11 protein-coding genes are annotated in these 13,593 nt (G+C 60.0%); 5 read left to right on the plus strand and 6 right to left on the minus strand.

Annotated elements, in window-relative coordinates:
• Window positions 1-262 precede the first annotated feature (262 nt).
• The 3 genes from ACT3TS_RS18765 to ACT3TS_RS18775 all read left to right on the plus strand — a co-directional run bounded on the left by ACT3TS_RS18765 (window position 263) and on the right by ACT3TS_RS18775 (window position 1,377).
• Window positions 263-415 carry a hypothetical protein gene (locus ACT3TS_RS18765; protein ID WP_444533050.1) on the plus strand — a complete coding sequence of 51 codons (153 nt, stop codon included), beginning with the start codon at window positions 263-265 and terminating at the stop codon, window positions 413-415.
• On the plus strand, window positions 412-756 hold the full coding sequence (locus ACT3TS_RS18770; RefSeq protein WP_444533051.1) for a TraR/DksA family transcriptional regulator: 345 nt from the start codon (window positions 412-414) through the stop codon (window positions 754-756). The genes ACT3TS_RS18765 and ACT3TS_RS18770 overlap by 4 nt, the downstream gene beginning before the upstream one ends.
• Window positions 757-1,059: 303 nt before the next feature.
• The gene (locus tag ACT3TS_RS18775; protein WP_444533052.1) at window positions 1,060-1,377 is read left to right on the plus strand and encodes a DUF6457 domain-containing protein; all 318 of its coding nucleotides are present in this window, start codon (window positions 1,060-1,062) and stop codon (window positions 1,375-1,377) included.
• 64 nt (window positions 1,378-1,441) lie between these two features.
• Here ACT3TS_RS18775 and ACT3TS_RS18780 read toward each other — a convergent pair whose 3' ends face one another.
• The 5 genes from ACT3TS_RS18780 to pdxR all read right to left on the minus strand — a co-directional run bounded on the left by ACT3TS_RS18780 (window position 1,442) and on the right by pdxR (window position 9,793).
• Complete coding sequence (locus ACT3TS_RS18780) at window positions 1,442-3,787, minus strand: FdhF/YdeP family oxidoreductase (RefSeq protein WP_444533059.1); 2,346 nt, start codon at window positions 3,785-3,787, stop codon at window positions 1,442-1,444.
• 864 nt (window positions 3,788-4,651) lie between these two features.
• Window positions 4,652-5,662: an MsnO8 family LLM class oxidoreductase gene (locus tag ACT3TS_RS18785; protein ID WP_444533053.1), complete on the minus strand. Its 1,011-nt coding sequence runs from the start codon at window positions 5,660-5,662 to the stop codon at window positions 4,652-4,654.
• A gap of 702 nt (window positions 5,663-6,364) precedes the next feature.
• Window positions 6,365-6,949, minus strand: a complete 585-nt coding sequence (locus ACT3TS_RS18790) for an NAD-dependent epimerase/dehydratase family protein (RefSeq protein WP_444533054.1) — start codon at window positions 6,947-6,949, stop codon at window positions 6,365-6,367.
• A gap of 41 nt (window positions 6,950-6,990) precedes the next feature.
• Entirely contained in the window at window positions 6,991-8,214 is a 1,224-nt protein-coding gene (locus tag ACT3TS_RS18795) for an MFS transporter (RefSeq protein WP_444533055.1), read from the minus strand.
• 133 nt (window positions 8,215-8,347) lie between these two features.
• Window positions 8,348-9,793 (minus strand): MocR-like pyridoxine biosynthesis transcription factor PdxR, encoded by a 1,446-nt coding sequence (gene pdxR / locus ACT3TS_RS18800; RefSeq protein WP_444533060.1) that lies wholly within the window; start codon window positions 9,791-9,793, stop codon window positions 8,348-8,350.
• A 109-nt stretch (window positions 9,794-9,902) separates the two neighbouring features.
• On the opposite strand from pdxR, the gene ACT3TS_RS18805 reads away from it, so the two are divergent.
• On the plus strand, window positions 9,903-10,325 hold the full coding sequence (locus ACT3TS_RS18805) for a carboxymuconolactone decarboxylase family protein (protein WP_444533056.1): 423 nt from the start codon (window positions 9,903-9,905) through the stop codon (window positions 10,323-10,325).
• Between the two features lie 1,224 nt (window positions 10,326-11,549).
• Here the strand turns inward: ACT3TS_RS18805 and ACT3TS_RS18810 are convergent.
• Window positions 11,550-11,876 carry a hypothetical protein gene (locus ACT3TS_RS18810; RefSeq protein ID WP_444533057.1) on the minus strand — a complete coding sequence of 109 codons (327 nt, stop codon included), beginning with the start codon at window positions 11,874-11,876 and terminating at the stop codon, window positions 11,550-11,552.
• A 936-nt stretch (window positions 11,877-12,812) separates the two neighbouring features.
• On the opposite strand from ACT3TS_RS18810, the gene ACT3TS_RS18815 reads away from it, so the two are divergent.
• Window positions 12,813-13,466, plus strand: coding sequence for a hypothetical protein (locus ACT3TS_RS18815; RefSeq protein ID WP_444533058.1), 654 nt, complete (start codon window positions 12,813-12,815; stop codon window positions 13,464-13,466).
• Window positions 13,467-13,593: the final 127 nt, after the last annotated feature.

Consider the following 13,593-nt stretch of genomic DNA (forward strand, 5'->3'; position numbering starts at 1 on the left):
GCGTCGCGGCGCTCTTCGACCCGGCACTCTCACGCTCAGCCCGCCATTCCTTCGAGAACCGGGTCGCATCCGCGTTGGACACCCCGGCGGCCTCCCGCACGCACAAGGAAGCCGCGGCAGGCACAACTGACTTCGCGGCTGTGGCTGCGCGCAGGGGCACAGCCGTCGCGTAAGTCCCCACCGCTGAGTGCTGTTCGTTCGTGTCGGGAATCCGGTACGAACAGCACAGACGCAGGGGCAAGTCCCTAGGATGGGAGATGTGGTGGCAGATTCTCCCGGGGTGGTTCGTCAGCAAAATCTCCCAGACGAACCCCGTCGCCACGTCTACTACCAGCCGACCGGCAACGGCCACGAGCACTCCGTGCGGGAGCCTCTGAACAAGATTCAAAAGATCATCAAGGAGATGAATCCATGACCCAGGACGAGCAACAGCGAGCACTCCTGAACGATCACCTAGAGCGCGTACAGGCCCGAGTGCACAAACTCGAAGCTGACCTCACCGCTGTGGTTCGTACCCGCCGCAACCAGTCCGACGATGATGAACACGATCCCGAAGGTGAAACCCTCTCTTCCCTTTGGTCCATGCAGGCTGGCCTCCTTGAAGCCGCACGTGCAGACGCCAGTCAGGCCAAAGACGCGATGCAGCGCCTCGAGGCAGGCACCTATGGCATCTGCATCTCCTGTCTCGAGCCCATCCCCATCGGCCAACTCGAAGTACGCCCCTTTCGAGAACGCTGCGTGCCATGCACAAGCTAAACACCCACCCCTGGACACGCAGATAGTGAACCTCGCCGAGGGGTCAGGTGGCCCGGTATCGCCAAACCCCCTCACCACCCAGGTTAGAGTCCTAAGTCCGGCCTCGAGCACAGTTCTGATGCGTCGTGGTGGTGTCTTGCTCTCATGCCGCGCTGGACCGACAGTGATGTCACCAATGGAACAAAACAACTACCGACAAACCTTGTTTTACTCCTGCTTCGGATGCTAAGCCTTGAGGGCGGAATGATCGCCGGGAGGCCTGGCACCGGCGGGAAGATCCCTCACGAAACCGAAGGAGCAGCTATGACGGACTATGACGATGAAAAGCGTGCCTTGGACGATTGGAGCCACCGGCTCTTGCATGCCTTGCAGATCCTGGACCTGGAAGCGGACGCTCAGTTGATCCTTAAGGTGGCTGAGAAATCATCCCGGTCGGTGAGCCCGTCTGCCGGCCCGATCGGCGCCTTCTATATCGGCTACGCTGCGGCTTTGGCCGCCACCAGCGGCGGCGTAGATACTCAGACGGCCGTGACCAACGCTGCAGAGAAGGTCATGAAGCTGTGCGAGGGAGTCAACGAAGGGGGTCCCGAAGGCGGGGGCTGGACAGAGACCGCCCAGTAGGCCGGAGCCAGGGCCGGGTGTTTTCCTTTTGGAATCGCCCGGCCCCGGTCCTGCCCAGCCCGGGTCAGACCGTGACCGTGGCCCCGGTCCCCACACCCTCTACTCCCTCGCCGTTTCGGGTTGGCTCCAGCCGGACCACGACTTGTTTGGGCACCGGGGTGTTGCTTCCTTCCGCCACGAACTCCAGCGGAACCAGTACATTCGCTTCCGGATAGTATGCGGCCGCGCAGCCCCGGGCACTGGGGTAGGCCACCACCCGGTAGTTGCGTAATATGCGTTCTTTGTTGTCTGCATATTCGCCGTGGATATCGACGTACTGGCCGTCGGCAAGGCCGAGTTCGGCTAGGTCTTCAAGGTTAACGAAGACGACCTGGCGGCCTTTTTTGATACCTCGGTAGCGGTCGTCGTGGCCGTAGATCGTTGTGTTGAACTGGTCGTGTGAACGCATGGTTTGCAGGATCAGTCGTCCCGGCGGGCATTCCACGTGTTCCAGGTCGTTGACGGTGAATATGGCGTTGCCGGTGGCGGTATGGAAGGTCCGTGAGTCGCGGGGGCCGTTTGCCATCACAAAGCCGCCTTCTTGGCGGATCCGCTGGTTGTAGTTCTCGCAGCCGTCCACCACGTGCGAGATGTGCTCGCGGATCAGGTCGTAGTTCTTCTCGAAGCCTGCCCAGTCCACGCTCACTTTCTCGCCCAATGTGGCCCGGGCCAGCCGGGAGACGATGGCGACCTCGGAGAGCAGATTCGGGGCCACCGGCTCCACCTTGCCCCAGGACGGATGTACGGCACAGACAGAGTCCTCCACGGAGACGAACTGGTCTCCGCTTCCCTGCCGGTCGATTTCTGTTCGGCCCATGGTGGGCAGTATCAGGGCCTCCTGGCCCACCACTGTGTGGGACCTGTTCAGCTTGGTGGAGATCTGGACCGTCATCTCCAGGTTCTCCATCGCCGCCTCCGCGGCGTGGGTGTCCGAAATGGCTGCCACCAGGTTCCCGCCCATGGCCACGAAAACCTTCATGTCGCCGTCGCGCATTTTCTGGATCGTCTGGACCGCGTCGGTGCCATGCTCCCGGGGCGGATCGAAGCCGAACTCCTTCTCGACCGCGTCTAGGAACACCGGGGGCATCTGTTCCCAGATGCCCATGGTGCGATCACCCTGGACGTTGCTGTGCCCGCGGATCGGGGACGCGCCGGCACCGGGCTTGCCGATGTTGCCGCGCAGCAGCAGCAAGTTGACGATCTCCTTTATGGTGGCCACCCCCTTCTTCTGCTGGGTCAGGCCCATGGCCCAGGTGATGATGACGCGGTCCGCCCTGAGGTAGCGGGCGGCCAGCTCGTCGATCTCCTCCCGGGCCAGTCCCGTGGATTCCAGCACCGCGTCTTCATCCAGCCGGGCCAGATGCGCCTTGAGTTCCTCCAACCCTTCGCAGTGATCCTGGATGAATTGCCGGTCCAGCACCGTTCCCGGGTGAGTTTCCTCCGCTTCAAGGACCCGCTTGGAGACCGCCTGCAGCAGCGCCATGTCGCCGCCCAGGCGTATTTGCATGAACTGGTTCGCAATGTCGGTGCCGTGCCCGACGATGCCCTTAACCTCCTGCGGGTTTTTGTAACGCCGCAGGCCAGCCTCGGGCAGCGGATTGACGGCGACAATCGCGGCGCCGTTGTTTTTGGCCTCTTCCAGGGCCGTGAGCATCCGAGGATGGTTGGTGCCCGGGTTCTGGCCCATGATGATGATCAGCTCGGACTTGCCAAAGTCATCGTAGGAGATGGTGCTCTTGCCGATGCCCAGGGTCTGACCCATGGCCCAGCCCGTGGACTCATGGCACATATTGGAGCAGTCCGGCAGGTTGTTGGTGCCGAACGCGCGCACGAACAGCTGGTACGCGAAGGCCGCCTCGTTGGAAGTACGTCCGCTGGTGTAGAAGACTGCCTCATCCGGGGATGCCAGGCTGTTCAGCTTCGCGCCGAGAATCGAGAACGCCTTCTCCCAGCTGACTGGTTGGTAGTGGTCTTCGCCGGCGGGCTTGTACACCGGCTCGGTCAGTCGGCCCTGTTGCCCCAGCCAGTACTCCGACTTCTGGCGCAGTTCGCTGACCGGATGTTCCGCCCAAAAGTCCGTGTCCACCGTGATCGGTGTGGCTTCCCACGTGACAGCCTTGGCCCCGTTCTCACAAAACTCAAAAGTCGAGCGGTGGTCGGGGTCCGGCCACGCACAACTCATGCAGTCAAAGCCGTCCCGTTGGTTCATTGCCAGAAGCGTCTTACGGCTCCTGTCCACGCCCATATCCCGCAGGGCCGGACCCATCGAATGCATAACCCCAGGCACGCCCGCCGCCCAGCTTTTCGGCTTGCCGACCTCAATGTCATTCCTGTCCGGCTCGTCAACCCGGGGAGAATTCTTGCGCGCCATTTCGAGCTTCCCTTCGTTCACCACTGCCTGTGCCCGCGATGATGCGTCATCCTTGACTTCAGACACTTCTCTAGGCCTAACAGCTATTTGCACACGCCGCAAGCAAGGCACGTGCTTTCACTCCACAGGCACTGCACCAGCCCGGAACGACTCCAGAGCCCGATGACCAGCGGCGCCCATGGGGAGGCCATGCTCCGGGATCCGAGGGCGCGCTCCTGCGCAATCCTCTCACCACTGGGCCGAGAACACATCAACCTCACCAGGGACTACCTCTGGCGCAACAGCGCCGGGCCCGACACAGGCAAATTCAGGCCGCTGCGCCCCGCCATCCCTGCCCTAGCATACGATTTTTCCCGTTTTCAGTATTCAGACCACAGGTCGTCTCGTCGGACGCCGGCAGCCCGGAAATCCGCCCGATGGAGGTCGGTGGACTGCTGCCGCGTCGAAACGCGTACGTAGCCGATCAGTTGCGTCATGGGCTGCTCCGATGCGTCTCGTAACTCACGGTGGATACAACGATTCAACCGCACGGTTGCAAGACATGGTTACGAGAATCGCTGGCCGCTGACGAACCGGCACCATTCCGCGAAAATTGGAGCATTGCCGCCGCAGCGCTCACTCGGCCGGTGAGTCGTCTCGTAATCCCTAGCGTTTCAAGAGCCGGCAGGAGCAGAACGCTGATATGTCTGCCGATGGGGGCCGCGTTCTGCACCTTTAGAATGATCAGCAGAGGGTCAGCGAGGGTGACATTTAGCGCTGCCAAAAAACCGCCACTTATCACTGCAATTCACAGCGGTGAAGATCCAGAATGCTCAGCGGCACAGTCAATGTGGGATTCATTTTCGTTGCAGCTGAACTTGAAACTTAAGCGTGAGTTCTACGCGTTGCCATGATCGCGGCCAGGGCGGCGTCAGCATCGTCACGATCGGCATCGGCGAACGTTGAGGCGCTGCTCATGATCTCGTCGGCACCGGTGAAAGCAATCAGCTCGTCCATGCAGGCTCCCACGGTGGCCGAATCGCCGTAGATCGCGTTTGCGAGCCAGTCATCGATCCCCTCCTGCTGACGAGCGGTCGGTCGTTTCGCCAGCACACTGTCGACAGATTCCAGCGGTCCGAATTCGCCGGTCTCGCGCGAACGCACCATCGCCCACGCCTCGGGAAGCAGCAACTGCCGAGCCCGCTCGCGAGTCTTGGCAATCATGATGTCGACGCTGACAATGAGGTGCGCGGCGTCGCCGGCCCGTTCACGGTACTGAGCCAGGGCATCCGGGTTCCGCAGCAGCGAACCGCCCACAACAGTGGGCAACCCGGCTTGACCGGCGACCTCCAGCCCTTGCTGCATTGCGAGAACAAACACCGGCGGCGGCGCACTTGCTGCCGGGCGCGCGGTGATGGGCCCAGTTCCGGCCAGTGCGTCGCGCAGTTCAGCGAGGTCGTAGGGGAAGCGCTCGGCGGCAGCCGCCTCGGTGCGCAGGGCGCGACGCACTCCCGCCGTGAAGCCGAGTGAGCGCCCGACTCCGAGATCAACCCGACCCGGATACAGCGCCTCTAGCATGAGGAACTGCTCGGCGACCACAAACGGTGGGTGGTTGGGCAACATAACGCCGCCGCTCCCGATGCGGATGCTGGCGGTCGCCGCACCGACGGCTGCCAGCAGGACGGCGGGACTGCCGCTCGCCACCCCGGGAACCCCGTGATGCTCGGCGACCCAGAAACGGTGGTAGCCATCCGCCTCGGCGCGCTGCGCACGGGCGATCGTGCGGTGCAGCGCCAGCGCATCCTCCTCGCCCTTCCGAGTGCGAGAACGGTCGAGCAGCGATAGCTGAACAGATTTAGACATTGTCTCGTGCAACGCCGGGCGGGCACTGTTCATTCCGCATCCAGCGTGGGCAGCCTCCTGGAGCTTTTGTCTCCGAGGGCCGCACCATCGATTCCGGCGGGCCACTAAACTTTCGGCCTCGCTCTACTGGTGGGGCGCCCGGTACGTATAGGGATACCGCTGGCAGAACCAGCGCGATCAATTTAGCCCACGAGATCATTTCACGCGGAGCCTACCCAATCCACCGACCGACTGAATGACCCAGGCAAAGCTGGATTCATTCAGCACAAGCGCAGCAGCGACTCGTTCGCGAGCGGCATTCAACGAGCCGGGAACCCTGGAGAATCGAACCGAAACAGCCGGTACTGAACGGTCGGCACTACAACCGCAAGTAAAAACTATCGAATACCATCGCCGCAGGTCAGAGCATGCTGAACCCTGAATACCTATCGACAGTTATCAACGTTTATGAACCCCACTGTCCCGTCAGGCGTCCATTTCACGCTGCCTATGGGCTGTTTTGACCTGTTTCCGCATGGTCCTGTTGCAACAATAAATGGTACTAAATACTCTCTACTTTGCACTGATTTGGATGAGTATTGTATGACGTGGTGGGAACTCCCGCCCGCAAGCGGGCGGCCGCCTGGTTGGCTTTGACCCTTGATCTATTTCGTGGTTGGGCGTATTGCCGGGGGGGTGCTGTTGAGGTCGGCCTTGTGCCATTTTCGATACCCAAGACCAACCTCAACAGTTTCCTTAGTCGGTGATGACGACGACTCCGGAGAGCATGTCGAGGACTTCCAGAGTGCGTCGGGCCGCTCGGTCGATCTGGACGCGAGGCTCTGCGGGGATGTTCTCAGGGTTGTAGGTACCGGGGCCGTAGAACTGTCCGTAACTCAGCACGACTCCATCTTCGGCTAGCACTGAGGACTCGAGTTGTTTGACGGCCTCGGCGTCGGGGCCATCCGGCAGTTCCCAGGCAACTGTCTGTGCCAGGATCTTCGGGTTTCCCGAGGCTCGAGCGGCGGCGATGATATTCCCGTTACCTTCAGTGCGAATGCGCGCGTTGAGGTCGCCAAACTCGGCGATTCTGTTCACGTCGTCCGGGAGGTCAGTGAGCTGGTTGAGGATGATGTCGGGGGCGAAGTCAACAACTGCGGCGATGAGTGCGTCACGGTCGAAGACGTCCACAACGACAGGCTGCGCGCCAAGCTCGGCAAGGAGTTCGGCCTTGTTGTTGGAGCGTGTCATGCCGGCAACGGTGTGGCCTGCATGAATGAGTAGCGGAATGAGTCGCTGGCCGATAACCCCTGAGGCGCCTGCAAGGAATACTTTGGACATGGTGTTGGCCTTTCTTTGATTTGTTGGTGCGAATGTGAGGCTTATGCCCGCTGGCGGAGGCGCATTTGGGCAATAAGGCTGATGAGGGTGAGCACGACGGTCAACAAGGTGTAGCAAACCACTGAGGGAATCTCTCCGATGAGTGCGACGAGTTGCCCTTCAATGACGACGGGGAGACCGAATGCCCCGTAGGCAACGATGTAAACAGCAGCAATGATCCCTGCCCGTTGGTGGGGCAGAACGACCGGAATCAGGATCTGAAGCGCCGCACTGAAGCACGCCCCAAATCCGATCCCGGCGATACCTTGTCCAACGAGCATGAGGACCAGGCTTCCGGCGAAGACGCCGCCAATGATTGCAGCGGCGCCAATGATGCCCGCATAAATGCCGATCATCATGGCTTGTCGTGCTGCGTATTTGGCAAAGGCCAGTCCGACAATGGTGGACACTGCGGGTGCCACAAACCCAGCAAATCCTCCCCAGAATGGGCTTTCAATCCCAAACACGCTACGCACCATGTTTGGTGCAAGGCCTCCAGAGAGCCCTGCAAGCATCCAGACGGCAGCCACCGCAGGAGCTGCGGAGAGGAATTCCGCCCGGGCGTTAGATGGCACGGATACACGCGGGAGCATCGAACGCAACGCTCCGGGACAGAGGTTGCCTGTTTCGCGGGAGAAGATGGCCACGAGGCCACCGAGAACTGTCAGGAGGATCAGAATGATGAAGACGATGCTTCTTGCTGCGGGGGTGACCTCGAGGGCAAGGCCAGTAAGTAGAGAGCCAAGGGCTAGCCCTCCAGTGAGGCTGACGCTTCCAAGTACAGCTCCTAGTCGCTTGTATTTTTCTGGCGCAAGCTCAACCATCGCTGCTGTGAAGGCTGCAGTTGCCGCCCCACTAGCGATGCCCTGAATGATGCGGCCAGCAATCACCCAGCTCACATCAGCGGCGTACAGGAACAGCAGATTAGAAGCGAGCTGTACGATCAATCCACCGATCAGGACTGGACGCCGGCCAAGGTAATCAGAGAGTGAGCCGAACACAAGTGCAGCGACGAGAAAGCCAGCAGCATAAACAGCGAATGCTACGTTGAGCATTTCTGGCGCGAAGTGGAAACGCTCCTTGTAATCGACAAGCATGGGCGTCAAAGCCCCGGCTCCGAGATACAAGCTCATAAATGCGATGGCCATGCCACCGAGAGCCATTCCGTTCGGGAGAACCCATCGGGGGGCACCCACATTTTTCAAGGGTGAATGCTGCAAAGACATGTGAAGACTCCTCGAGGGTGAACTAACTTCCACGAAGCCGCTGTGGGCTCCGCATAGAACAACACTAGTTCGGAAGGGGACCCTTCTCGAGTACCATTTGTGGGCTGAATAACCGGACCACTTTTGGGTGTCTTTAGGGCAGAACGCGCATCAGTGATTGGAGGGCGTTCGGCCAGATGCTGTCTGACACGGCCGAATAGTTCACTACCAAGCCGTCTCCCCAGGGGCCAGGGCCCTCGGATTGAGGATGGCGGAATTCGGATAGACCACTCACTGTCAGGCCTTGACGAGCTGCTGCTTGGAGCATCCAGGCCTCGGTCCCTCCGGGCACTGTAAGGACAGCTTGCAGGCCTGCAGCCATCCCAATGAGCTGAACATTTATTGACTGCTTTGCGATTGCTTTGAGAAGGTCTTCTCTACGTCTCCGGTAGCTCTGTCTCCGACTCCGAATATGTCGGTCATATGCGCCAGACGTCATAAACTCCGTGAAGATCAGCTGATCAAGAACACTTACCGTATCTACTCGACCTTTGGCTCGCGCTACGGCTGGCATCAGGCGTTCGGGGACCACCATCCATGCCAGGCGCAGTGCCGGGGCAATCGACTTACTGGCTGTGCCGAAGTACACGACATGGTCAGGATCCAGTCCCTGCAAGGCTCCCACTGGCTTCCGGTCGTATCGGAATTCACCGTCATAGTCGTCTTCAAGGAGAATACCGCCGGTCCTACGGGCCCAATCAATCACGGTAGATCGACGCTCGGGTGAGAGCGCATACCCGCTCGGGAACTGGTGGGCTGGGGTGAGAGAGAGCGCTGAGATGGGAGGCAGAATGTCTAGGCCCGATGTGGTGACTCCCCCCTCGTCCACCTCTAAGGGAGGCGTGTTCATGCCTTCGTCCGTGAGAACATCGCGATAGATATTGAGCCCGTAGGCTTCGACAGCAACGGTGTTTGTACCCTGTCCTTTCAGCGTCCGGGCTATCAAACTCAGCCCGTGATGGTAACCCGAACAGATCACAATCCTTGAGGGATCGGCATGCACGCCACGCACTCGAGCCAGATAGTCTGCAAGTGCTTCACGTAGCTCAATTCTGCCCAGCGGATCCCCGTACCCGAATGCGCTGTGAGGGGCCGTTGCAAACGCACGCCGGGCCGCACCCAGCCAGGCGCTCCGAGGGAAATCTGCATAGTCGGCTGCCCCTGGGCCCAGCCCGTGCGCTATTTTGCGCCTGGGCTGGGCCGGTGTCTGAGGGGCGTTCCTGAGGGCTTGGGCCCGTTTAGCTACATGAGTGCCGGACCCGTGCTTCGCGGTGAGCCAGCCCTCTTCTACGAGGGTGGAATAGCACTCCGTCACTGTACTGCGAGCGATACCCAGGTCCTGCGCCAGTGAGCGCGATGCCGGGAGCCTGGTTCCCGGCACTAACCGACCTGAGCGGACAGCTTCCCGTAGGGCATCGGTCAGGCCTACTCGCAACCCTGAGCCGCGCAGTTCCAGATGAAGGTCTACCCCCGATTTCGTGGTCTCATTCCCGCCAGAAGTGGTCTGGTTTCTATTCATATAAATGGACCTTACTCCCATTCCTCTTGATTCGTAGCGTGAAGGTATGACTGCAAATGAAAACACCAACAGCACTGACCTTCCATCTGAGCACACCCCCCGCTTCGACTGGATGACCTGAGCCCCAGACGTGTTCAAGGCATTGTTGCGCCTAGACACTGCTGTAAAGAAGGGGCTTCCAGAAAGTCTGGTCAACCTGGTTAAGGTTCGCGCGTCGCAGATCAATCACTGCGCATTCTGCTTAGACATGCACAGCAAAGATGCCCTCGCTTCCGGCGAGAGCACCGAATGCCTTACCCAACTTGGTGCATGGTCAGAGTCCAAGCACTTCTACACCGCTAAAGAGGTTGCAGCAATCGAGCTGACGGAAGCGGTGACGGTCCTCGCCGATGGCTTCGTTCACGACGAGCTCTTTGAGCGGGTCGCTGCGATTCTTAGTGAGCAAGAGCTAGTCCAGCTCCTCTCTGTGATCGTCGTCATCAACGCCTTCAACCGGTTCGGCGTCAGCTCCCGTATGGTCCCGGGCCACTACACCCCCGGCGGGGCGCACTAGACCTAATCCAATTCCTCAGTCATTCAGGCAGTGTCTACCCAACGAGAGTTGGCAAGACAAGATCAGAAGGCTTGTCGCTGAATGACCCACGGTCCCCCAGCTGCGGGCCGTAGAGCTTGGACAGAAGTATCAAGAGAGCCAAAATCCCAGAAGGTTGGTAGGGACAATTATTCCCAGCCACTGCAAGAAATAGGGGAAGCCGTGATCGGGCAGAGCATCAACCGCCAGGCAAAAAGCTCCTACGGCAGACAAACCCAAGGCCGTTTCACTGCGGAACCCGTCACAGCCAGAGCGGCCCTATGCCCCGGGCACACCTCGGTCGCCCTATTCGCAGAAGCCCCCGAGGCGACGCCGAGCCCCGCGCCAGTGGTCGCTGTTTCCGTTCCTTACAGTGTCAGTTTCTCCTGCAAAGGATTATCCTCTGACAAGCCCGGCACCTTCACGTCATTTGAAGAGGCATGGGCGAACGCTGCGTCTAACTACTGCGACACCACCGTTTCCGGCGACACCCCATCTGTCGCCGTGTCCAACGCGCTAGCGATCGCCTACCCCGGCGGCACCACAACCCGCGGACTGATCTGGAGTCCCTGTATAAGTTATGCGTTGACATGTCATATTCCCGCAGCGCTCCCTGGTGTGGCGGAGGCAGCAAAATGGAAGGTGCCGCAGCACTGTGCCCAGATCACCCATGGATCAACTCGTTCTACAAGGCTGCCGAGGACGGGTACGCGATGGAGGGGCGGCAGACTAAAGAGTTCATCCGCGACGCCTCATACTTGGTAGGCTCCGAGGCGCGCCGGAGTCTGGGGAACTTACAGGCTCAAAGTCACCGACTGCTACTGGGAAATTTCCGATGCCTCGGGAAACATCATCGAAAACAACTTCATCACCGTCGCACCTCGTTTCACCGTGGTCGTCCCCGCGGATACGGCCGGGTTTACCGCTCAAGGGTGCGCATTCCGATGGGTTTCGGAGTAGCGCAAACCCTAGTCTCACCGTCCTGTTGCATCCCACGGTTTCATCGATGCCCTTTAGGAATTCGTGTCGCATGCGGAGTGCGCGACTACTGCCGCGAGGAATGATTCGTGGCTGCGAGTGCCGCGGCCATGGGCACGTCCCGTTTCCTTTGAGTTCGCCAAATGCTTTTCGAGAAACGCAACGCTACCCGGGCCGGTGCCCACTGGCCCGAAGCCGACAGCGGTGCTGTGCCATTCAACGTCATGCCTAGTGGCAGGTAATTTCTCCGAAAGACGCCTTCGAGGCTTTTGTTGCTCCCGTGATAGCAAAGACTCCCTTATCACCCTGCCGCATGGCCGGGGTCTCTTCGTTTGCCAAGCCGACGATGGTGCCGTTGTTGTCTCTGAGTTTCAGCTCGATGTAAATGCCAACGGGGCAGTCATCGTTCATCTCTAAGACTACCGCGAAGCACGGCAGTCCAGAGATGCAGTTCGATTTGGCGGTCCTCTCTTCCGTCTGCGTCGCCCACCGGACGAGTACACCGTTGCCGGCGTGCTCGAAGCCCTCAGCATTCTGCTTAGCGTCGGGGCCCAACAGAGTCTCGATCGCCGCCTTGTCCGCGGCAACACGCTCAGCATTGGGCGGGGGCCAGCCAGACTCAAGGCTAAGCCGGCCGCTATGAACAGCGCGACAGCAGCAATCGCGATTGCACCGACCCTCCCAATCCAAGACATGCCAGCCCAGCCGCGCTTCTTCGTCAATTCGGCTACACCAGCCGTTCCAGCCACCTTCTCCCCCTCATTTAGCATCTGCAACTGCCTGGCAACGGACCGCACTCCAGGCTGCAGGAATCCAGGCAATGCCACACCAGGGTACTGCTCAAGGAAGGCTTGTCGGTGGGGCTCCACGGCTACCTCATAGGCGGCATCTACGATGGCAGCCCCTCGCATGTATTCTGCGAGGAGGGCAGACTTTGCCTGGCCTGGCCTGGCCTGGCCTGGCAGCCTGTTGCTGCGTGCACCACGCGTGCGCTTCCTGGGCAGCTGCAACTCGCTTTGTCTGAGCCGTTTGGGCCGTAGATGTAGCTGCCTGCGCGTCGTAAGCCAAAAGATCCCCCGGGTTCAGATAAGTATTCTTCGAATCATAAGCTAGGTTTGGTCTGTTGCGAGCGCTGGCCGTCTCTATCGGCATGGGCACCAGGTGGCTATCCTTTGAGGCCATCAAAAAGCTTTGAGATTGCCGCAACGTTGACCGACCTTGGTGCACATTGCCCCACCGAAAACCGCCCTGCAGTTCAATGCCAGCAATTAATCAGGCATTTCAACCGCCCACCGATTCGCCACACAAAAAATCCGCCTACCTTTGAGGGTGAGCGGGCAGTTGTCTGGGTGGGTAGCTGTGCAGACGCATGGTGCGCTCTAGACCGCCCGCCATGAGCCTTGGCGTGTGGGCGGGGATGGATCAGAATAGGAGCATCGGTGCAGAGATGCCAGCAGCTGGCCCGTTCCTGGCATTGGCAGCCTCAGCTTGATGCTTGGGAAGAAGGAGACGATGAGCGGGATTGATGATCTCTTGGCAGAGTCCGAGGACCGTTGGGCCAAGGCCATGAAACGGTCCCAAGGCGTCGAGGACATCGGACTGGGCCCGGCCCTGAAGATCTATTACACCCGCTACGTCCCTGTCGTTCTGGCCGTCCTGATCGTTGTCGGATCTCTAGTCGGGACGCTGGTTTTCGGGTCCGCACTCTCCGACTGGCTGACCTATGTCCCCGCCGGGATGGCTTTGGCGGCATTTGGCGCCATAGTTGGAGGGCTGATCTACAACGCGAAGAGGATGGTTCCTGCCGTACACTTCGGCAGGCTTGACGTTATGTTTTTATTGAAGAACGAGGAACAAAAACATGTTCGGCATCAGGTTGCAGGGAAAGCAGCCGTCGACCATGAACACCTGCGGGTCATCCGAGCGGCGGCAGTCCAGCAACGAAAAGGGCTTGCGACTCAACTTCTAATAATACCTTTCTACCCACTTTTCTTTATTTTTCAAGCCACGGGCATAGCAGTGCCGGGGGAACCATTCTGGTGGATCACGGTCGTGGGAGCGGCGGGAGTGATGCTCGCAGTGGTGTTCTTGGTCCGCGACTTCCAGCGACCGGGCCGGTTCCTGGCGAAGACTTCGGGGGGCTAGCCGCCTGCCCGCCGGTACACCCACACAACAAAGCCCGCCACTCTTCACGAGCAGCGGGCCGGTTGTCCGAAGCGAAACGCCGTCTAGGCGCCAGGCGTCAAGATTTGATGCAAGTGGAGTCGTACTT

The sequence above is a fragment of the Specibacter sp. AOP5-B1-6 genome, from assembly GCF_052376555.1.
Classification (GTDB): domain Bacteria; phylum Actinomycetota; class Actinomycetes; order Actinomycetales; family Micrococcaceae; genus Specibacter.

Coding starts and splice junctions, on each gene's coding strand:
- ACT3TS_RS18770 (WP_444533051.1), top strand. CDS start 412: ATGACCCAGGACGAGCAACAGCGAGCACTCCTGAACGATCACCTAGAG.
- ACT3TS_RS18775 (WP_444533052.1), top strand. CDS start 1,060: ATGACGGACTATGACGATGAAAAGCGTGCCTTGGACGATTGGAGCCAC.
- ACT3TS_RS18780 (WP_444533059.1), bottom strand. CDS start 3,787: ATGGCGCGCAAGAATTCTCCCCGGGTTGACGAGCCGGACAGGAATGAC.
- ACT3TS_RS18785 (WP_444533053.1), bottom strand. CDS start 5,662: ATGAACAGTGCCCGCCCGGCGTTGCACGAGACAATGTCTAAATCTGTT.
- ACT3TS_RS18790 (WP_444533054.1), bottom strand. CDS start 6,949: ATGTCCAAAGTATTCCTTGCAGGCGCCTCAGGGGTTATCGGCCAGCGA.
- ACT3TS_RS18795 (WP_444533055.1), bottom strand. CDS start 8,214: ATGTCTTTGCAGCATTCACCCTTGAAAAATGTGGGTGCCCCCCGATGG.
- pdxR (WP_444533060.1), bottom strand. CDS start 9,793: ATGGGAGTAAGGTCCATTTATATGAATAGAAACCAGACCACTTCTGGC.
- ACT3TS_RS18815 (WP_444533058.1), top strand. CDS start 12,813: ATGCTTGGGAAGAAGGAGACGATGAGCGGGATTGATGATCTCTTGGCA.